Annotated in this window: 16 protein-coding genes and 1 pseudogene; 4 read left to right on the top strand and 13 right to left on the bottom strand. The window is 35.2% G+C overall.

What is annotated here, in order from left to right; genetic code table 11:
* Positions 1-7: 7 nt before the first annotated feature.
* Positions 8-1,378: an MFS transporter gene (locus SLH52_RS21135; protein ID WP_320211180.1), complete on the bottom strand. Its 1,371-nt coding sequence runs from the start codon at positions 1,376-1,378 to the stop codon at positions 8-10.
* On the bottom strand, positions 1,365-4,001 hold the full coding sequence (locus SLH52_RS21130; protein WP_320211179.1) for a phosphoenolpyruvate synthase: 2,637 nt from the start codon (positions 3,999-4,001) through the stop codon (positions 1,365-1,367). Before SLH52_RS21130 ends, SLH52_RS21135 begins: the two co-directional genes overlap by 14 nt.
* Positions 4,002-4,216: 215 nt before the next feature.
* Here SLH52_RS21130 and SLH52_RS21125 point away from each other — a divergent pair, with 215 nt between their 5' ends.
* Positions 4,217-4,840, top strand: a complete 624-nt coding sequence (locus SLH52_RS21125) for a TetR/AcrR family transcriptional regulator (protein WP_320211178.1) — start codon at positions 4,217-4,219, stop codon at positions 4,838-4,840.
* Between the two features lie 326 nt (positions 4,841-5,166).
* Here SLH52_RS21125 and SLH52_RS21120 read toward each other — a convergent pair whose 3' ends face one another.
* The 9 genes from SLH52_RS21120 to SLH52_RS21080 form a co-directional block, all read right to left on the bottom strand.
* Positions 5,167-5,907, bottom strand: a complete 741-nt coding sequence (locus tag SLH52_RS21120; RefSeq protein WP_320211177.1) for a hypothetical protein — start codon at positions 5,905-5,907, stop codon at positions 5,167-5,169.
* Positions 5,907-6,761 (bottom strand): S1 RNA-binding domain-containing protein, encoded by an 855-nt coding sequence (locus SLH52_RS21115; RefSeq protein ID WP_320211176.1) that lies wholly within the window; start codon positions 6,759-6,761, stop codon positions 5,907-5,909. Before SLH52_RS21115 ends, SLH52_RS21120 begins: the two co-directional genes overlap by 1 nt.
* A gap of 2 nt (positions 6,762-6,763) precedes the next feature.
* A complete protein-coding gene (locus SLH52_RS21110) occupies positions 6,764-8,230 on the bottom strand; it encodes a hypothetical protein (protein ID WP_320211175.1) in 1,467 nt (488 codons plus the stop codon).
* Between the two features lie 29 nt (positions 8,231-8,259).
* Positions 8,260-9,903, bottom strand: a complete 1,644-nt coding sequence (locus SLH52_RS21105) for a type IV secretory system conjugative DNA transfer family protein (RefSeq protein WP_320211216.1) — start codon at positions 9,901-9,903, stop codon at positions 8,260-8,262.
* The gene (locus SLH52_RS21100) at positions 9,872-10,462 is read right to left on the bottom strand and encodes a hypothetical protein (protein ID WP_320211174.1); all 591 of its coding nucleotides are present in this window, start codon (positions 10,460-10,462) and stop codon (positions 9,872-9,874) included. Before SLH52_RS21100 ends, SLH52_RS21105 begins: the two co-directional genes overlap by 32 nt.
* A complete protein-coding gene (locus tag SLH52_RS21095; RefSeq protein WP_320211173.1) occupies positions 10,443-10,589 on the bottom strand; it encodes a hypothetical protein in 147 nt (48 codons plus the stop codon). Before SLH52_RS21095 ends, SLH52_RS21100 begins: the two co-directional genes overlap by 20 nt.
* Positions 10,590-10,625: 36 nt before the next feature.
* Entirely contained in the window at positions 10,626-10,850 is a 225-nt protein-coding gene (locus SLH52_RS21090; protein WP_320211172.1) for a hypothetical protein, read from the bottom strand.
* A gap of 457 nt (positions 10,851-11,307) precedes the next feature.
* Positions 11,308-11,868: a hypothetical protein gene (locus SLH52_RS21085; protein WP_320211171.1), complete on the bottom strand. Its 561-nt coding sequence runs from the start codon at positions 11,866-11,868 to the stop codon at positions 11,308-11,310.
* Between the two features lie 13 nt (positions 11,869-11,881).
* A complete protein-coding gene (locus tag SLH52_RS21080) occupies positions 11,882-12,334 on the bottom strand; it encodes a LytTR family DNA-binding domain-containing protein (protein ID WP_320211170.1) in 453 nt (150 codons plus the stop codon).
* A 163-nt stretch (positions 12,335-12,497) separates the two neighbouring features.
* On the opposite strand from SLH52_RS21080, the gene SLH52_RS21075 reads away from it, so the two are divergent.
* A complete protein-coding gene (locus SLH52_RS21075) occupies positions 12,498-12,878 on the top strand; it encodes a hypothetical protein (protein ID WP_320211169.1) in 381 nt (126 codons plus the stop codon).
* 126 nt (positions 12,879-13,004) lie between these two features.
* On the opposite strand, the gene SLH52_RS21070 is transcribed toward SLH52_RS21075, so the two are convergent.
* Positions 13,005-13,244 (bottom strand): hypothetical protein, encoded by a 240-nt coding sequence (locus tag SLH52_RS21070; protein ID WP_320211168.1) that lies wholly within the window; start codon positions 13,242-13,244, stop codon positions 13,005-13,007.
* Between the two features lie 1,488 nt (positions 13,245-14,732).
* On the opposite strand from SLH52_RS21070, the gene lanKC reads away from it, so the two are divergent.
* Both lanKC and SLH52_RS21060 read left to right on the top strand, forming a co-directional pair.
* Positions 14,733-17,465, top strand: coding sequence for a class III lanthionine synthetase LanKC (gene lanKC, locus SLH52_RS21065; RefSeq protein ID WP_320211167.1), 2,733 nt, complete (start codon positions 14,733-14,735; stop codon positions 17,463-17,465).
* Positions 17,466-17,489: 24 nt separating this feature from the next.
* Positions 17,490-18,770 carry an MFS transporter gene (locus tag SLH52_RS21060; protein WP_320211166.1) on the top strand — a complete coding sequence of 427 codons (1,281 nt, stop codon included), beginning with the start codon at positions 17,490-17,492 and terminating at the stop codon, positions 18,768-18,770.
* An 828-nt stretch (positions 18,771-19,598) separates the two neighbouring features.
* Here SLH52_RS21060 and SLH52_RS21055 read toward each other — a convergent pair.
* Positions 19,599-20,231: pseudogene (locus SLH52_RS21055) on the bottom strand (reverse transcriptase domain-containing protein); the annotation flags it as partial.
* Between the last annotated feature and the right edge of the window lie 786 nt (positions 20,232-21,017).

The following is a 21,017-nucleotide window of genomic DNA, read 5'->3' as shown; positions in this document are numbered from 1 at the left end:
TATGACTTTACTGAAACTTATCTGCATTCTTCCCTTCATATCTTTTTCCAATTACAATCCCCATTAAACCAAAGAAAAAGAGGACGAGAAAAAGAAATCCAAACTTTTGCATTCCTGCACCCCAAGATTCAGCAATTGCCATAAGACTTGTCAGAATGGGGATACCAGCTGCTCCACCTATATTCCTGCTGAGCTGGATCATTCCACCAACCGTCGCCTGATAGTTGTCAGACACTGCATTTTGAGCAGGAAGCATGAAGGTCGGCATGACACTGCCAATTCCAAATCCCGTCAGGAAAGCAAAAAAATATATGAAATTCACTCCAATACCAGCAAAAATTAAAATGCTGATAGAAAAAAGGGCAACAGAAGTAAGAAGCCATCCTCTTACCGCTAACTTTTTATAGGAATGCTTTTGCATCATCCTACCCGAGAGGATGACACCAATACTTAGCCCAATCATTAGTGGCAACAGTAGACGCGAGCTGTTCTCCGTTCCTTCAAATAAAGCGACGGATAATAGTGGAAAAATGGCAATCGCACCATAGTTGATCGTACCCAATATAAAGGCGCTTATATTGGCAAGGAAAACATTTTTTATTTTTATCAATTGCTGTGGCAAAATAGCCTCCGGGTGTCGCCTGTCCTGACGGATGAACAACAATATTAGACAAAGGCATCCTACCATCATGGCTATTACACTAATTCTCCATCCAGAGTTTTCAAAGATTGACCAGCCCTGAATGAACAAGGCAATGGAGGTTCCTAATAGAAGAGCACCTAGGTAATTTATTTCTTTCCATGTAGTAGCCTGTTTTTCTTTTTTGTCTAATTTGGAACAAAGAAGAATCAATAAAGCCACAAATGCAAAGGGAATAACCATAAAGAACGCATATGACCAGCCAAAAGCAGATGAGACATAGCGGCCGGCAATCGGACCAATCAGATTGGCAAGTAACTGGATCGCTGCATAAGCACTTAGTGCTTTACCTCTGTTTTCACTTGGAAATAAGAGACTAATAAAAGCGATGGACACCGGCCCTAATGCCCCTGCTCCGATTCCTTGAATTAGTCTTGCGATTACCAAAAACGGAAGAGACGGAGCTAGGCCACATAATAAGGTACCGATTAAAAAAACTGATATACCAATAAGAAAAATACGTTTGTATCCAAAGAGATCGGCCATCTTTGCAAATAGCGGGATGGTGATGGTTGAGAGAAGCAGGTATCCACTAAACACCCATCCATACAAATGTCCGTCTCCTAGCTCTTGAATAACTTGAGGCAAGATGGTGGCGACCACCGTTTGCATCATCATGTTCGCCACCCCGGCTGCCAAAATGCCCGAGAAAATTAAAATGCGATTACTTTGTTTCATCGTTTAAAATCTCCACATAGCCTTCGTCTCCATTGAGGCGAATCAACTGTCCATCCTTGATTTTTATGGTCGCATCTTCCACACCAACTACAGCCGGAAGCCCATATTCTCGAGCAACAACTGACCCATGAGTCATTAATCCACCAACTTCAGTTACTAATGCTTTAGCAGTTTGAAATAATGGGGTCCATCCAGGATCAGTATAGTTTGCAATTAATATTTCACCCTCATTCAAATTCGCTTCTTCAGGCTTATAAACAACACGTGCCCTCCCTTCAACTACACCTCCTGATACAGGGCTACCAATAAGAGCTCCTTCTGGGAAGTTTCCATTTCTAATAGTTCCAGTTATAATCTCACCCTCACTCGTCATGACTCTTGGCTGATTTAAAGTTAGATGCCATGCATATTGCTCTTTACGTTCTTTGATGAAAATAGCAACATTATACTCGAACGTTCCATTGGCAATCTCTATTATTTCATCTAAAGTTAAAAAGTAGATATCTTCTTGCTTCTTAAGTATTCTTTTATTCACCATCTCATTTGCTTCTATCAGTAAAGCTTGCTTACATTCATCTAATACTATTGTAACTAAATGTTTATGATGTTCCCTTAAACCACTCATATAACGGTAAACGTCTATTAGACGAGACATATACTTTTGCTTAATTTTGTTAAGCCCCCTATTACCAACCTGTTGTAAAACTCTTCTCTTTGCTTCGTCCACCTCTTTTAATCCTTGCTTGAACTTTTCTCTATGATCATTTGGCTTTAAGTTTTGCTTATTTCCTAGAATCGTTGATGTTATGAGAGTTGGATTCTCTCTCCATCGAGGCCTTGTAATATCAATTTCTCCTGGGCATCGCATCCCGTACTTATCAATAAATGCTTCAAAGGATTGCAAAAAGGATTTACCACCCTTAACCATTAATAAACCTTCATAAAAACTATCGTCTTGTGCTGATTTTAAATACTTCTCTACCTCTGGTAAATCCCGAATTAAATCAGCTAAATCCCCCATCTCATGACCCATTTCACTCATGATATTCCCAGGCAATGATTTTGTTAATTGGTTAAATTCATAATCACTTCCGGTCATTTGGTATAACTTTTTTTGTAGAACTCTTGCTGTAATCATCAATGTCATCGGATTCGCCATAATTTTAGAAACATGACCTATTAGCTGTTCCAAATTGTTTTTAACAGCCTCTAAACGAATAACTCCCGATTTATGGTGTAGATCATCTCGAACAATTTTAACTACTCTGTCCATGACATCTTCTACATGACCTCTAGCTAAACTCGGATCATGTATAAATATTTTTAGAAGAACTTCCTTAATGATTGGACGAAGGTGTTTCAATAATGGTCTTATCGACTTTTTCATAACAGGACTTTTCATAAAATCAGGTCGATGTATAAATTCTTCTACTGCTCGACTAATCGATTCATCCATGCTATTTAATGCCTTAGGGAATATTTTTCTTCCTAATTTTGTTTGTAGAAAAAGTGTTGGATTGATAAAAAGTCTGCCACCCGATTCCTCAAAAAACGACTTTGGGAATATCGTTCTTAAAACAGATATTCCTAACGGTTTCATCGCATCTGTCATCATTTGTACATGGCCAAAGGATAATAATACACGTAAAGGCTGCTGTGGGAGATCAGGTAGTGGATACAAGGATGTAATTGGACGACTTTGAACAATAAAAATTTCTTCATCTACTATACAAAACTCAATATCTTGAGGAGAACCGTAATGGTTTTCAATTTTCTTACCAAGTTCAGCTGCTTCTATAATTATTTGATCAGATAAAGCTTGCTGCTTTTGCTTCTCTATAGGTAACTCCTTCGTCTCAGTACCACCTTGAACAAGGGGAATTATCGCTTTTTTCTTTTCTGATATACTTTTACTAATTATTTCTCCCGATTTTACTTTATATAAATCTGCAGATACAATTCCTGAAACAATTGCTTCACCTAACCCAAAACTTGCGTCAATTGAGACCACATTTCTATTTCCAGTAATAGGATCAGCTGTAAACATAATTCCTGATATATCAGGTTTAATCATTCGTTGCACGACAACTGATAAATAAACATGCTCATGATCAAAATTATTTTTCACTCGATAGGCAATAGCTCTGTCTGTAAAAAGAGAGGCCCAGCATTTCCTGATATGGTCGAGAAGTTGTCCTTGTCCAAGGATGTTAAGATGAGTATCCTGTTGCCCAGCAAAAGAGGCAGTTGGAAGATCTTCTGCCGTTGCGCTTGAGCGGACAGCATAGAAGTGGTCTTGCCCAACTTTTTCCCATGCTAAAATGATTTCCTTTTCTACTTCTTTAGGTATTGCAAGTCCTTGTATATGACATCTAATTTTCTCCCCGAGCATACGTAAGCTATTTAAATCATTTATATCCAATTGATTCAACTGGTTCAGTAATTGCTCCATTTCAGGACTTGTTTGGATAAATTCCTTATATGCAGATGTCGTAACACAGAAACCTCCCGGCACGAGAAACCCAGCTTTGCTTAATTCTCCAAGGTTTGCCCCTTTCCCACCCACTAACGGCAGACTGGAACGGTCAATTTCTTCAAAAAACAGCACACATGATTTCATCATTCTTTATCCCCCTAAAGATTTTTCACACAATAGTATGTTCTCAAACAATTCTTTATACCAATGTTGAACAACATGTTGATTAATGTTCTTTGTGTTCATTATTAATTACTTGTATACTAAGTTCAATAAACAATAAATTATACAATGCCCTTTAGTTGACAATTCAATTAATTGTGTTGATTAACATTGTGAATTTTCTTATGGAGGTGATCTATATGTCCGAGAAAACTGTAGACAAACGAGTAATCAGAACAAAGAAAATGCTGCGTGATGCTCTGACGGAACTTATGGAAGAAAAGGGGTTAGAAGGGATATCTGTGAATGAATTGACAAAGAAAGCTGATATTAATCGAGGAACTTTTTACATTCATTATCATGATAAATATGACTTTCTGGAGCAATGTGAAAATGAACTATTCGAGGGAATTTCCGAAACCATTAAGGGTACGGAATTTGCTGATCCAATTAACCCTCTAAGCTATATAAATCGGGAAGAACCATTGCCACATGTGCTAAAATTAGCCGAATTTTTTGCGAGACATGCACGCTTCCTAAAAATCCTCTTAGGACCTAATGGCAACCCAACTTTTCAACGTAAATTTAAAGACGTTATAAAACGACATATGTTCAATAGTCTCGAGAACCAGTTGCGAACCAGAGAATTAATCATTTCGCATGACTACTTTTTCGCTTATGTAAGTTCGGCCAATCTTGGTGTAATACAGATGTGGTTGGAGAATGACATCGATAAGACCCCAAAAGAGCTTGCCATGATCCTTACAAAAGTTACACTATTAGGGCCAGGATTTATAGTGGGATTAACAGCATTCCCAAAATAATTTCGTATCATGTAAAAAGACAGTTCTTATTAAACTTTCCTTTTGTTATATTTAATTACCAGATAGAAATGATGGGATTTGATATGGTTTTATAAAGTATGATTCAGCTAATTAAGCCAGTTCCTGCAAGTTATAACCTACTAAATAATTAATCAAAAAAACTTGTTATTCCACAATATGGCCCTTTTATGGAATAAGAAAAAAATCCTGCTAACCTTTCAACAGGATTTTTGATCAATCTTTTTTATAAGTTATCGAACTTTTTTACAAATAATCAATCTTTGTTTTAAAGCCACATTTAGACATGTAATATATGTTATATCCTCTTAATTTTTTAACTTTAGCTCTGAAAGTTCCTTTTCTTTTATTAATGAACCATCAAAGAACTTATAAAACATATTCTGAAATCCATCTCTCATATCAAGATCCGTCGTTACGCGAATCTGTTTTGAATATTCTTTAACGGAATCTATTATTGGTGTAACAAACGATAGAGATTCAACAACAATCAATACTCGCTCTTTAGGTTGTTCGTACTTAAAATGATTTTCTATTTCTGACTCATTACCTCGAACTACGATAACATGATACATTTTTTCGTTATTTTCAATAATGCCTGTATATGGACCATCAATTGCCTCATGTACTTTCGCTTCAGAATTATTTTTTTTAAACTCACTGAAAAGATTAGCAAATACTAGCTTTTGCAATATTTGATCCTTTGTAAAATCCTTAAACTGATTAATCCTATCCAACCTATCAATATTGTTTAAACCAACATAGCCTAATGTATAGATTGGAATTTGTTGATTCCCCTTCTGTAACAAGTGTTGTCTCACTTTTTTTAAGTCAAGCAGTTTATTTAGTTTAGCTTTTTGATTGTTTAAAAAGATACGTGAAAGCTGTATTTGCCCAATTACACCTATACTACCAACTTGCCTCAACATTTCTTTTTCCTCATCACTACTATATATAAAACCAGCGGAAGAAGGTTCTTCATTTGTATCTATAGGATTCCAATACACTTTATAATCATGAGTACAAGAAAATGGGCTTATCTTTGTCATTATCCTACAATCCGAATAATACGTCCGTTAATTTTTTGTTCTTCCGCATTAATACTTGAAATACGTATTAAAACCTTTTGACCTTTTTTAACGGATTCATGGCGTAAATGAGGGACTAGTGCATCCACCCCAGCAGCTAGGTTTACAAAAGTACCATAATCAGTAACACCGCTTACTTTACCAACATATTCAGATTTTACACTAAACTGCTTTGATATTTGTGACCAATGATTTGGTTTAGCTGCTTTTGCACTTACCTTAACCTGTTTATTGTCTTTATCTACTTCTATTATTTTTACGTTTATATGATCGCCAGCTTTATATCTTTCCTCTAAGTTATCTACCCAGCCATAATCCACTTCTGTGATAGGAATTTCAGCCTTAATACCACCAATATCTACTTGTAAATCCCTTTGACCAACTTTACGAATTACAGATAATACGATTTTGTCCTTCTTTAATTTTTTTATCGTTATATTTGCCATGTGCTCAAGTGCAGCATCACGTGATGCTACAAAAATCTCATTCTCTCTATCTATAGCAATTACTTTGAATGCAATTGCTGTACCTACGAGATCCCTTAGCTCATCTTTCGTTTGTACTCCTGAGAAATCAATCGGAACAAAGCCACGAATGAAACCAATTTGAATAATTGCACATGGTTTTTTCTCCTTAACCTTGTCAGAGTATATTTTGTCTTCAAGTCCAATCACATCAGCTTGTAAGATCGTTGAGTTTTGACGAGAACTATATATTTCTCTCCACGCTTTTTCAGAAATATCCTCTTCCATCTTTAGTGCTTTATTTGCATCATAACCTTCAATTAATACATCTAAGTGTGCGTCATTCATCATTTCTATTCTCCACCTTCATTTATATTTTTCACTAGTGCTAGTTCAGTTTTTGTAGGATTAATTTGATTAATGTCCGTGCCATGGACGAAAGCTGCAGTTAATGACTGGTCTAATAACTCTGGTTGTTCAGCAAATAAAGGATTATCCCACCACATTTTTCTTTCTTTCAGCCACAGTTGTTTTGGATTCACCCATACGCTCATATCAGCCATTTCAACATCATATTCTTTTGCGAGAGATTCATTATGATTTAATCCGACTACATACGGCACTTGCCCAGGAGCATTCTTAAATTCGTCTAAACGTTCATTTAAAGCCTCTTTCCAAATATTCGCTTTTTCCTCGTCCTCTTCCATCTCAGCCTGTGTTATAACTTGGATTGTATGTTCAATTAACTCTCCGTAGTAAAACTTATTGTAAACTGGCTTGCCATCAACGATTTCAAAATTGTAAGGAGACTGCTTATATGCAAATTTCCTATACTCAATCCATGCTTCAGGATCTCCAGCTCTTTCTTTTGCGACTGCATCTAATATCAGTGAATCACGTTTTGTATTGACATGATGAAGTGGATTATAAGCTAACGCTTCTTCGTGTGTCAGTTGACGTAATTTCCTACTTTCACTCTCTATTATTTTTATATTACTTAACTCATCTTCATTTGGAGCTACATATTCTGTGTCAAATGCCTCAGAGTATTGTTCATATTCTTCTTTTTTATCCTCTAAGTACACCTCTTCAGCGGTTTGGTCTACTTTTTCATCAATAGATTCGTCATTTTTATCCGCAGAATCATCTTCAGAAGAGTCTACTTCACTTTCATTACTAATGTCTGTGTTATTAGTTGATTCCGTTTCATCTGAATCAGCGTTTAAATCCTCATTTACTTTTAATGCCGAGACAGTTAGTGTGATACCTGTGTTTTCATCAACAAAGCTATCTATGGTTTGGCTTTGTACTTCACTATTGTCTTCGGTAATTGATGGTGGTACCACTTTTTTAGGAGTAGTAAGTTGTTGTTCAGATATTCCTTGTGATTCATCATTATCTTTAAGCACTTCTTGATTTTCAGCCTTTTCAGACTCTTGGCTACTAATTGTTCCAGTATCATTATCAACCTTTTCTTGTACTAGTTCATTATCAGTAGGTTGTTCCTCTTCTTCGACTAATTCAGTAAAGGCAAACGATTCAACTGATTTTTCACTTGAGAATTCTTCCTGTTGATTTGAAATGTCTTCATCTTCATTATCAGGTTGCTCAGCTCCATTGGCTGGTGTTGTTTCAGTTACTGGATCTACTTTTACTAATTCCTCTACTATTTCTTGAGCATCACCTGCAACGAACCCCGGTTGTTCTTGAACTTCTGAATCACCTTGTACATTTTCAGATGCAGCAGCTGCATCAGGCATTAAAGCTGTTCCGACAAGCGCTGCCGCTGGTATTGCAGTTACCATTAGTGCTTTATTCATCTAATCCATCCCTTCAATTTTAGGTTTGTTTACCAAAAGTCATCGTCTTGATCTTTTAATAAAGCAACTGGTTCTTTTGGTTTTTGCTTTTCTTCTATATCCTTACTTGAATTATCAACTTCACTATCTTCAGTTGGTTCTGTCGATGTTTCAACAGCAACTGGAGAAAGAACTGTTTTTTCATTTTGCTTATTGTTATCTTCAACTGGTTCCTCAAATGGATCATCTAAGAATGGATCATTTTTCGGTTTTAGATTAAAGACAACCTCTTTCCTTCTATTTTTGTTCTTATTATCATTACTACTACTATTCTCTTGACCTACTAACTTCGCTTTCTTCTGTTCCTCTTGTGAAATACGATGTACATCCTCTTTAATAATTAGTTCTTTCCAATCACGAGGTAAAAATGTTCCTAATGCTATACCTGGTGGTTGAGGATGTCCATCTTGCAGAAGCTTATGGACAAAATGAAATCTCGGTAGCCCATCCATCAATAATGTATATGGAAAGCGATCTTTGTCTTCTTCTTTGATACTATATCCTTTAGGGATTAGGCTTTTTAGCGGATTACCTGAATATAATTTATTCTTGTAAACCACCCTGTCTTGTCCAAGTTCTTGCGCTAATTCTTTAGCATCATTGGAAGATAATCCACCAAATATGATTTTGTTTCTTGTTGATGTTAAGATTGCTTGTTTCATAGCCTTCCCACTTAATTGACCAGCCTCTACCTCCAGCTGTGCAATTGACTGAATCGCAAACATCCCTGCAACTCGATACTCGGCTGATATAGATAACCACCGTTCAACATCTGGATTAATATAGCGACTATATTCATCTATAATCATGTAGTGATCTACCCTCGTTTTTTCAGTACCTTTTCGTCTAAATGTACCTAATTGTAGGTGCATCGCAACAAATTGACCGAATGCATCACCCGCTTTTCCAAGCTTTCCAAGAGCAGTGTTTACCGCAAGAACACCACCAATTTCAAAATGTTCATCAATGCTAAAAGTGCTCTTACCTGTAATTACTCTTTTTAAATGGTCATTTGAAGTAATATTCTCCATCTGTGCACGTAAACCAATAATTAATTGTTGGTATTTATCTTTAAGGCTTCCTAACAGCTCATGAGTGAAGAATTTGACTAGCTCTGTGTTACCTTGTTTTTCTTGTAGTTTATGGATGTTTTTCTCTAATACATATGGATCTCGTAGATTTGTTAACACATCTGTGATATCCATGTTGTCTCCGTATAGTTCCTTTAACATCAATGTGATTTTACGAGTAGACAACTCCTGCACTGTTGCGAAGAAGGCCTCCTGTTTACCGAATAGTGATTTTAAGACAGCCACTGTTGCCTCTGCTACATCGTCTTTATCACCCTGCATGACATTTAAGCGATCACTATTAGGGATTGTTGGGTCTATGTGAACACAATCAATTTCCATCCAAGTGCAAATCTCTTTAACCATTGCAGCCACATCCCCTTTTGGTTCAATGACTGAGAGACCTACTTTTCTTCCTTTACGTTTTGAATCTAATATTTGATAGATAATTGGCTTAAGAATAGTTGCTGTTTTACCACACCTTGTTGGACCAACAATTAATGTATGAGTAAACGCATCGTCTCTTCCCCAACTAAGACTTTTCTTTTCTGAAGGTTTTGCTATTGTATTCCACTCCCTCCCCTAATATAAAAGTGATTGAATCATGTTCCTCTTCTTGTTCAGTAAAGAATGCTAAGTAAATTGGTTTGATTAAACCGTTCTCTTTCCTGTTGTTCCATATTTCTTTTAACTGAGTGTGATTGTTCATAAAATCAGTCTTACGCTCGGATATCGTTTTAGGCTTATCTACAACGAATCGCAATTTATTTTTACCACTACGGTTCTGGACGACTAAGATTAAGATGCTGATTCCAAATGATGAAACAAGTATAAGAATGAACAATAAATGCGAGAATAATGTATCTTGTCTTTCAGTAATGTAAAGAATACTGATTGCCCCAAAGCTATTTAATAGAGTAAAAATGTTTATGAATGATCGTTTATAATATTTGTAAGTGACGTACAACAATAATGCGATTACCATTGTTATAGCCGATAAAATTATGCTACCTTTTCCTTCACTACTCCACTTCAGTTGCATGAATGATAATGGTACTAAGAGCAACTGGATGATTAATAAACCAAACCTTATCAATACCAGCTTAAAGGGTATTTGATTCATAGATATTTCCTGAGCTAACTGGTGATGGTGTGAAATGACTCTGCTTATCAGCGTTTACTTTTGCAGCAATGGAAACGGTCAATACAATCACACCTACAGCAAAACAAATCCTCTTATGTTTTTCCAACTACCCCTACCTCCTTGCGAGTTTAAGTAAATGCACTTAATTTAATATTTTCATTTTTTCTTGTTTTTGAAGCTGATAGACTGTTAATACAAACGTCATTTCATCCTCAAAAATTGGCTTAAATGTTTCAAATATCTCCTTTTGTTCTTCTTTGGTATGAGCTGATAGTAGCTCAATGATTGATGCGTTTACTCCCACCTCTGAAAAGATAGTTTGAAATTCAGGAATGATACTGTTTGATTTTCCTTGTGTTAATTCCATGTTTCGCCTCCATTAATTAGTGTTTTTTGGTAATTAAAGAAATTAAAAAAGGCAGGGCATGAAGATACACTTAAAAAAGTGTTAACTTCAAACCCTGCCTTTTGACAGTAGTTCTTCTCTTATTCAATTTTGAACAAAATAGGAACGAATTTCTAATATTTGAGTAAATTGTACTATATTCACATGGACAACTCAAGTAATTTTCAGAGATTTATTGAATACGGGCAATCTAAATTTAATAACGCGTCTAACTTTTAGCGGTCACTACCAAAATAGGTGCGATTTTTTGTTCATCTACCCTCTACAGCCGTTCCTTTGAGGGTATGCGGCTACATCATATATAATCTGAAACCGTCTCTTTTTTCTATTTTATACATAAATAACCCTTTAAAGATTTTCTTGCCTTCTCTAAAGGGTACAGGTTTATTTTTATTGATAATCTCAATTTTTCTCCTAATTACCTTACAGTTCTTCTACCCATATTGAGGTTCTTATCAGCTAACAGCTGAATTTTGAAGATATTTGTAATGCCTGTGCGGTCGGTTAATAGTGTGATTGAAACCAAATCACCTTCTGACAAATCAGAAAGTCGGATAACAGCATCCTGTCGATATATACTCACTTCTCCCCATATATCATATTGAAACTCACCACGGTAATTCTCATCATTGAGGGAAATACCATCAACCAATAAAGTTTTCTCGCCTACTTCTTTTACTTCTGCATAGAATGTCTGAATATCAGAATGTGACATCACCCAAGCATCATCTTTGGCATTAGCATATCCCGCAATATAGCTGATGAATATGCCAATGATTAAAACTATTATGGTCATAACAATAGCGACTCTATTTGGAGGAACCATTGAAGTACGCTTGCCCTCGGTTGTTCCTAAAGCCTTATTAATATGCCGTTTATAGACTTGAAAATAAACAATAACGGTAGCAACTAATATAATTACAATTGCAAACAGTGCGAGAAAAAAAGTAGGATAATTCAAAAAAGTAGGAAAATTCATGTAATCGACTCCTTTATATTCCGAAATTTTCTTTAAAAATGTAGTAATAGCTTCTTGTTACATCAACACTTTTACCATTAGTCAATGTAAGGATAAACTTCGACGAAAGAGTAGGTGTAATTCGTTTAACCTTATTTCTTGCAATTACAACAGAGTTACTTATACGCAAAAATTTTGTTGGGTCAAGCAAACTGACAATTCGGTATAATCGGTCGGTAGCTTGATATAGTCCTTCTTGTGTTTGTACCTCAACTGCATGACCGAACGATTCGATACAAATAATGTCCTCTACCGATAAAATGATCCGAGCTTTTGTTCCTTTTTCTCTCACAGTCAGAACATCAAGGAAGCTGTTGGTTTCACTTAATACCAAGTCGGCAGAATCATCTATTTCAATTCCTCGTTCTTCAAGTGCAGATTTGATTTCATCATAACGCTCATTACTAATGTCAAGTTTAATTTTCAAATGTCAACCTCCTTTCGTTCATCGTAATACATAGCCATGTTTTTTCAAAAGTAGTATAACAATCGGATTTTCGTACCTCAATATAAGAGGAACACTTTACAGATATAGCCACATAGATTACACAATATGCTGTATGAACATTAGCGTGGGAAAAACCGTTTCAGTGATAGGTGTGAAAACGCATACCTTAATTGCAACTGTGAGAATTGGAAGAACTCCACGAGCCTTAGCATTCACACCCTATGGAAAATTTGCTTACGTGATTGCGGGTGATGCTATTAGTAATTTATCTGTCAATGATGTGAAAAACCATAGAGTTATTGCTACGGTTCAGATTTTTGCAGGAGGATTTCCGAATGATATCGCCTTTACTCCAAACGGAACACTTGCTTATGTGGTAAATGATTCTGTTCCTGGTCTGGTATCAGCAATTGATGTAAAAACTCATTCGGTTACTACTGCCATTCAGATTTCTGGAGGAGAAACTCCAATTGATATCGAATTTACACCTGACGGAAAAGGAAAATTCGCTTATGTAGTTTGAATTTATTGCTATTAAATGTCCATTGTGATTGATAGTGTTAAACGACCTCAGACAAAATTCTCTTTTCGTTAACGTACTGTGTATAACTAAACTCAAAATAAAAAGCCTTAATCAAGTAGTAAGGCATTATTTCTCTACTATCTCTATTGTTTTATGTTTTTTGGGCTCCCAACTTAATACATCTTTTTCCTGCAGTCTCTTGAGAGCATCGTACACAGTAGCTAACGATTTTATTTCAGTCATTCGCCTGATCTCTCTCATGCTCGGTGTACGATTATAAAGCTTTAGATATTTTTCTATAGCTTTTAACACTTTCTGCTCTTTCTCCAACATTTTTATTTCTGTTTTTGTCATTCCATCTAACATAATCTATGCTCCTTATAACTGCATTTATTTACATTATAAACGAACATATATTCTGTTCGATAGCTTAAAAAATGCAAAATAAAAAAGCCCCTTAAGGTAATCAGATTTTATTTTTTAATCTGTCTACCTTAAGGGGAGCATATCATTTCTGGTTATCTTTTTCTATAGCGTAGCCGGGATAGCGTTTACTATATTCTTGCGCCATATCGTATTATGAGGTCAGCCAGTAACATTTCTGGTTGACCTATTTTTAATAGGTATTAATCTTAAGGTAGTCGGGGTAGAACGCTAGCGCCATTGGGACTTGATCCCGTCGGCAATACTGTTCACCTCCTACTTGTAGAAACATGTTTGAGGCTGGTTGGGGCATAGACCCGTATAACAAGCGAAGCTATGATACTACAAGTTATGTTAGGGGGCTACCGGCAAATACATTATAGGAAGTGATACATTATGGATCCAGTCAGTGGCCTGGATGTCGCTAAAGGAGAAAGCCAAGTACAAGCTTTCTAGGCAAGAAAGCAACAATGTTTACGAAAAGAGCCTTTTATGATTAGGGGAATCCCTTAAATTACAAAAAATGAGCAATCTGTATGGTTGCTGGTCCAAGCAGTACTAACAAATATATTTCAATTTTGATAATGTTCCCTATATTAACATTCAGCTTTTTCATTTTTGATCCACTCCCTCTGCTTTTTTCTATTTAGATACCTGGAACAAGCTCTTAGTCCTGGATCATGTATAAATAGGGGTTCTATATATACATCTTGTCTCTCCATGTTCGTTTGTGAGAAAAAGACAAGACTTACATTTTGCTTTTCGGTCCCTTTTCAGCCCAAATGCTCTTACCATTGGATTCAGGTTTGCAAATCCCCAGTCTGATGAATACAAATCCAACTCTTGCATTATCATGAAGCCTTGCCCCCATGTAGTAAACCTTTATCTTTGAAAGAAATCTCGTCAAAGTTACTACCCCTTCCCCTTTACCCTTCTATGACTACTAATGCTATATTTTTAAGAATTACAAAGGAACCTAATAAACAAATTAAGTAATTTTGAAAGAGAACTTAATAGAACATGAAAAATCTTCATTACTTTCATGAAAAATACTCATTTCACAAATATTCAAATTATTTGTAGAATTGTGTCAGATACCAATTAAGTAAAGAAAATGGTATCAAAAAAATTAACTATGGAGGTGAATAACTATGTCAAACATTCTTGGTTTACAACGCATGGAAATGCAAAGTATTGGTCCAGATGCATTGAGTATTTCATCATGTGACACTGGTAGTTGCATGAGACACTAATAGTTGCCTTTGTGGAAGGGTATTTACCAAGCTAATCTTGCAGAACCATTCAGTGGCTTTAAATGAGCTCCTGAATGGTTTACTAATTTTTAACTTATCAAATACAAAATTCTAATATAGAACCTCATTTTTCACTTTTTTTTCATATAATAAATTATTTCCAAAGGAGGAGAAATAAATGGTATTTGATAAAACCTATAACCTTTATCAATATCTTAGCTTCCATGACTATCACTATGAGTCGCCCCAATATTATCATCCAAATGATGAATTGTTAAAGACCGTACGTAACCTTTTACCTTTCAATTGGTCAATAAATAGAAATAGCGTATGGTTACATGCTAGTACACCCGAGTCAAAAGAAATACCAATTCAAGGGTGGAAAATCCATATATCTGCCACACACAGGAACTGTGTGGATATATTAAAAAAAGTAGTACCAATATTAATATCCAATAACATCACTTTTAAGTTTTTAGCTGATAGATATATCGTTAATTTTACCAATAGTAAGACTAGGGATAGGGGATCTAGTGGAAAGTTTATCACCATTTATCCCAGTAATGAAAAAGAGTTTAGAGAGATAATAGATAAGCTATACTGGAACTTAAAGGAATTCAAAGGTCCGTATATCTTATCTGATATGAGATATAAGGATTCAAATGTTGTATATTACCGATATGGTGCTTTTAAAGAAATGAAAAAGGTTAATGTCTTAGGACAACAAGAGTATAAAATAATGACTCCTGATGGAGAGTTAATTCCTGATAACCGATTGCCATACTATAACCTCCCTTATTGGGTAAAAGATCCTTTTATAGATGAAAATATTATGAATAATACAGATTCTACTCTTAAGGATGGAAGGTATAGAGTTGAAAGAGTTATTCAATTCTCCAATACTGGCGGTGTATATGAAGGCATTGACTTAAAATCAGGGAATAAAGTGCTAATAAAAGAAGCAAGGCCTCATACTTTTATATATGCAGATGGAAGTGATGCAGTCGCTAGGTTAAAAAAAGAATACGATTTATTAAAAGAAATGGAATGTGAGGGTATAACTCCTAAAGCAATTGATTTAGTACAAGAATGGGAGCACCTTTTCTTAATTGAAGAATTCATTGATGGAACAAACCTTGCCCCATTTGTTACAAGAAAGACTCCTTTCAGATTGATTAACCCAACTTCAGACAATTTCCATAGTTATGTAAAAATGGTGAAAGACATATGGTTGCAAATCGTAAAAGGAGTTAACGAATTTCATAAAAGAGACATAATTATTGGTGATCTTTCTAGTTTAAATGTAATGGTTTGCGAGAATGGTCCCATTTCTATTAAATTTATAGATCTTGAAGGTGCATGGAAAATAGGGACTGATTTGCCATCAGACATTAGGACTCCCGGATATTCGTCTAAATACGACAATGATAAAGGTCCGTTAAGTGATATATATTCAATAGGGGCTATTATGCTATCTACCTTATTTCCCATGAATCAACTTTTAGAGCTAGATCAATCTAAGAATGAAGTTTTTATAGATTCATTGGGAAAAAGATTAGGGTTATCAGAATCCATCTTGCTACTAATAAAAAAATGTATGTACGAGAACGCAAATAAAAGGCCAGCTATAAAAGAAATACAAAACTCTATTGAAAGTTCAATTACCGATAAAATAACTATTCGTATTGATGGGAATGCTGAAAATATATTTGAACATCAATTAAATATGAATGAACAACAAATAAATTTAAAAAAAATAGTAAGTAATATTGAATCTAGTTCTGACTACAATAGACGTGATAGACTATTTCCATCTGATCCCAAAGTCTTTATTACAAACCCACTTAACCTAGCACACGGTGCTGTTGGAGTTGGTTATGCTCTTACTAAAATTAATGGCGAAACCTCCAGCTCATTAAAATCATGGATACTCATGCAAAATATAACTAATGAAAGCTACTCTCCAGGTTTATATTATGGTTTATCAGGTATCGCATGGGGTCTTTGGGAGTTAGGCTTGGAAGAAAGAGCTATACAGGTTCTAACGAACGGTCTTCAACACCCTTTATTATTTACCCATGCGGAGATATACAGTGGAGCATCTGGTGTTGGTTTATCATGCCTTTACTTTTATAATAAAACATTAAATCAACTTTGGTTAGATAACGCTGTAAAGATTGGGGATTGGTTAAATAAATCCAAAAAAGAGGATACAAACGGAAACTATTATTGGCCCGATTATAATGGTGATATATGGACTAGTTATGCAAAAGGATCCGCTGGAATTTCACTTTTTCTACTGTATCTATCTGAAATAACAGGTGATGAAAATTATTTAGTAACAGGGAAAAGAGCGCTTGAATTTGAAATTTCACACTTAGAAGAGACGGATGAAGGTTTTTTAATTACTAGAAGAGGTACAATAAATGAAGGGGAAAATAGGGAAAGTGTTTTAAGTCATTACTGGGCTGATGGGAGTGCTGGTGTAGCAACAGCTGTACTTAGATATTGGTCTATAACAAAACAGGAAAGATATAATAAAATAGCACAAAAATTGTTAAATGATGCGAAAAGAAGCATTACAGTTTTCCCTAATTTATTTAAAGGACTTTCAGGCCTAGGTAATGTCTTAATAGATGCATACGAGATTTTTGAAGATGAAAGTTATCTTTATGAGGCAAATAAAGTCGCAAAAGGGATAAATCTTTTTAAAATTGAACGTCCTGAAGGTATTGCTTATCCAGGAGAACAACTATTAAGGGCTTCAACTGACTTCGGAACAGGTTCTTCAGGTATCGCACTATTTTTGCATCGTCTATTACAAGCGAATATGGGACAGCGAACAACCAATTTCAATTTCACCTTGGATCAATTAATAAGTACTCGTACAAAAAACATACTTACAAAGTAATTTTGAAGATGGAGGCCTTTGATCATGGTCAGCAAAACCAACAAAGAATTTCCAATTTTTCTTCTGTTGAAAAATAAAACGTTGATGATTATTTTGACTGGTGGAGTAATATCAAATGTAGGTGACGCATTTTTTAATCTTGCTGTTATGTGGGTTATATATGAACAAAGTCAGTCTGTATTGCAGACCGCATTAATTGGCGTTATCTGGCACATTTCTGGAGCATTATTCTCCCCAATCGCTGGGGCTTTAACTGATATCGTTGATCGCAAAAAGTTATTAGTTTCCATTCATATTTCTTCGGGATTAGTTACTTTGTTTTGTGCAACTTATGTATTGATAAATGGTTATTTACCACTTTGGCTAGCATTCACATCAGTTTTTATTTTAAATGCTCTTTCTATATTTTCTTCCCCAATCCAATCTTCCCTGTTACCAGACTTAGTAAGCAATAAACACTTATTAAGTGTAGCAGGTATTTTATCTACAATAACAGGGTTGTCTGCACTTTTAGGAAACATGTTAGCTGGATCTGTTATTGCTTATGTAGGGAGCGGATGGGCTTTATCGATAGATTCTATCACATTTTTTATAGTTGCATTTTGTATTTCTATTGCAAAAATTCCTAAAGTACAAAAAGCACAAAGTATCCAAGAAACTGCTAATAAAATATCATTATTCACTAGTATTGTGCAGGGATGGGAATATATAAGAGAGTTTAATATGTTAAAATCTATTGTTTTACTTCTTTTATTACTTAATCTTGCATCTTTTATCGGCCCATTATATCCAGCTCTTGTTAATGATCAGCTAAATGGTGGGCCATCTATTTTTGGAATAATGCAAGGAGTTTCTTTATTAGGTGGAATAGTAGGTGGAATAGTAATAGGTGGAATTGGAAAAAAATTTAGACCTGGATACATTACTTTATTAGGCTGGTTTATTGCTGGATTATGTACAGCTTTCATTGGAATCTCAAGTACGATAGTTCTCACAATGTTTCTACTGTTCTTAAGAACTTTTTGTATTACAATAAGCTCTGTTAGTCTCTATACCCTACGAATGTCATTAGTTTCTTCACAATATAGAGGGAGAGTCGACGGGTTACTACAAACTTTTGCTACAATTGCTATACCTATTAGCACAATTTCTGCTGGTTGGTTTGGTGATTTTATTGGAGTACAAATTCTATTTATAATATCAGGTGTATGGATTATTTTAGTATCTTTCTTAGGATTCCTATTACCTTATTTCAGAGAAGCACAAATTCCAGATACAGAATCATCAATATCTGCATCTAACTAAATTGTCTTTAATTTTGACAGTAGGCTAATTCTTTATATTGTCATTCTCATATACCCTCACGCGTTTATTATAGTTTCAGTAACATCTTTTTGTGACTCCTCCTAGAGAGGCACTTAATTTGAAGTAGGTTTTTTTATCTTGTTAGAAAATATTACTCCTTTCGTTATTTTACATATAAAAAGGAGGATGGGCTGGCCTCATAATACTTCACCCAAATGTTAGCCAGCCCGAAACAAATAACTTTTGTCGTACATTTTTGGAGAATAATATCTTTTACAATACGACGTTTAATAAAAAGTTTGTCTATTAAACGATAAAACCAGATTGTTAAACAAAACTAAAGTATTTTAAGGAGGAGAATATGCAGAAATAGTTCCAAATTATGGTCTGCTAATACAATCGGTCTTTTTCTTTTGGCAGGTTAACAAACTTTCGAGCCAAGACAGTTCCGGTTGAATCCATAACTGAACAAACCGTAGAGTTTGTGATTCCAAGATCTATGGCACAAATCTTTTGGTCTTTTAATTTTGTTTTAGTTAATGTTACTTTGTGTTCGTATGTAAAATTGAGAAAGTACTTTTTCCCAACCTTAACAAGCTTAGGACTAGATTCTTTCCACTCCCAAACGCCACGTTTATGTAAATCCTGCCCTTTGAATTCTACATCTATCCATACCCAATCATTTTTATGGAAAATCTTGATTTGAGCAGTGTTATCAGATGTTCTTTCGAACATATTACCACGATAAAACACAGGGAACTCTTTGTGTTCCAACTGCAATCGAGGTGGTTTTTGGGTGAATTTCTTTCCCTCTAAAAAAGATTGTGCCCGCGGAGTGCCACTATAAGTATTGTGAAACTTCCAATCTTCCAAATATCCTGCCTTTAGGAACTTCCATATCAAATTAATAAATTTTTCATCTTCAATTCTTTTTCTAAGAATGTTAATTAAAATATGGTGGTCTATATTATCGAAGAAGCCTTTGATGTCGCCTTCTACAAACCATCTACTATGATGTAAAGTATTTTTACATTGTAGTAATGCTGTGTGACAGCTTCTGTTTGGTCTGAAACCCTATGAATTGTTAGAAAAGGTGTCTTCATAGATTCCTTCGAGTAAATCTCTGACCACTTCCTGAATCAGTTTATCTTCGAAGCTTGGGATTCCAAGAGGTCTTTTATCTCCATTGCTTTTTGGAATATAAACACGTTTTACAGGTAATGGTTTGTAGCTTTCATCTTTTAGATTGGTAATGATAGTTTCGATCCTTTTCAGACTCATGCCATCAATTGTGCTACCATCTGTTCCTGCTGTCATATTACCTTCTTTTGCATAGATTTTTGAATAAGCTTTAAGGAAGAACTCTTGATTATATAAGTTTCTATATAATCGTTTGAAACGATATTCTTTTATACCTGCTTTAGAAGATAGATTATTTAATACTACTGTCGGATTTCTCATAATGCCTCCCACACTTACCCAAGTTGGTATTAAACTTGATAAACTACTTTCCTTCGCCATGTACAAGGCTTTCCCTTACTCGGACTTACGAAAGCTCCGTTACCTTATTGGATATTCAGATTCTATATAAACCATAGCCAAATTGGCTTTCCAACTTAGGTAATCCCCATTTAGAAACATAGCTTTTTGTAATGTCGGAAGCGACTTTCGTCTGTTACTACCTACAGTAGTTGAGGGAAAAAGAACTCACTCAATTTCGTACAGAGTCAATATACGAAATCCTATTTTTCCTATAGCGTTACAGTCACCTTTCGCTATACGCAGCAATGGTCGCTCTTAGACTATCGTTCAAGCAGTTTGGCCTTCTTCCTTGTTTACAAAGTTCATCTTGCCATTCAGTCGTGACGTGGTAGTCTCGTCAACTTATGGCTTTCCACAACATGCTACACTCCCCGTCAGGTTTCCCCTTCGGATAAGTTGGGTGATGATAGGTTTAAATTGTGAATTTTAACCTATGCTGTTGCTATCCAGCGATTTTCTATCTGCCCTTATGGGCGCACGACTCCGTTGCTATTTAGTTCACCAAGTATGCTATGAGGGTTATCTATCGCCCTCTTTTTTACGTTAAAACAATCTTTTTATTACATCATCAGTAAATTAACTAATAAGCTAGTAAAATAGATTAATTAAAAATACATCTATTTTTTAATAAATGGTAAAATGTTCTTATAAATTATGAATGGAGGTATCAATTATGTCTGCCCTTATAGCTCTTGGGGTGGGAGC

It is taken from the genome of Cytobacillus sp. IB215665, assembly GCF_033963835.1.
Classification (GTDB): Bacteria; Bacillota; Bacilli; order Bacillales; family SM2101; genus Nanhaiella.
The sequence above is the reverse complement of the archived record's forward strand: the minus strand, read 5'-3'. Positions and strand labels throughout refer to the sequence as shown.

Bases quoted from the DNA above. Each gene is read 5' to 3' on its own strand.
- SLH52_RS21135 (WP_320211180.1), bottom strand. From the start codon at position 1,378: ATGAAACAAAGTAATCGCATTTTAATTTTCTCGGGCATTTTGGCAGCC.
- SLH52_RS21130 (WP_320211179.1), bottom strand. From the start codon at position 4,001: ATGATGAAATCATGTGTGCTGTTTTTTGAAGAAATTGACCGTTCCAGT.
- SLH52_RS21125 (WP_320211178.1), top strand. From the start codon at position 4,217: ATGTCCGAGAAAACTGTAGACAAACGAGTAATCAGAACAAAGAAAATG.
- SLH52_RS21120 (WP_320211177.1), bottom strand. From the start codon at position 5,907: ATGACAAAGATAAGCCCATTTTCTTGTACTCATGATTATAAAGTGTAT.
- SLH52_RS21115 (WP_320211176.1), bottom strand. From the start codon at position 6,761: ATGATGAATGACGCACACTTAGATGTATTAATTGAAGGTTATGATGCA.
- SLH52_RS21110 (WP_320211175.1), bottom strand. From the start codon at position 8,230: ATGAATAAAGCACTAATGGTAACTGCAATACCAGCGGCAGCGCTTGTC.
- SLH52_RS21100 (WP_320211174.1), bottom strand. From the start codon at position 10,462: ATGAATCAAATACCCTTTAAGCTGGTATTGATAAGGTTTGGTTTATTA.
- SLH52_RS21090 (WP_320211172.1), bottom strand. From the start codon at position 10,850: ATGGAATTAACACAAGGAAAATCAAACAGTATCATTCCTGAATTTCAA.
- SLH52_RS21085 (WP_320211171.1), bottom strand. From the start codon at position 11,868: ATGAATTTTCCTACTTTTTTGAATTATCCTACTTTTTTTCTCGCACTG.
- SLH52_RS21070 (WP_320211168.1), bottom strand. From the start codon at position 13,244: ATGTTAGATGGAATGACAAAAACAGAAATAAAAATGTTGGAGAAAGAG.
- lanKC (WP_320211167.1), top strand. From the start codon at position 14,733: ATGGTATTTGATAAAACCTATAACCTTTATCAATATCTTAGCTTCCAT.
- SLH52_RS21060 (WP_320211166.1), top strand. From the start codon at position 17,490: ATGGTCAGCAAAACCAACAAAGAATTTCCAATTTTTCTTCTGTTGAAA.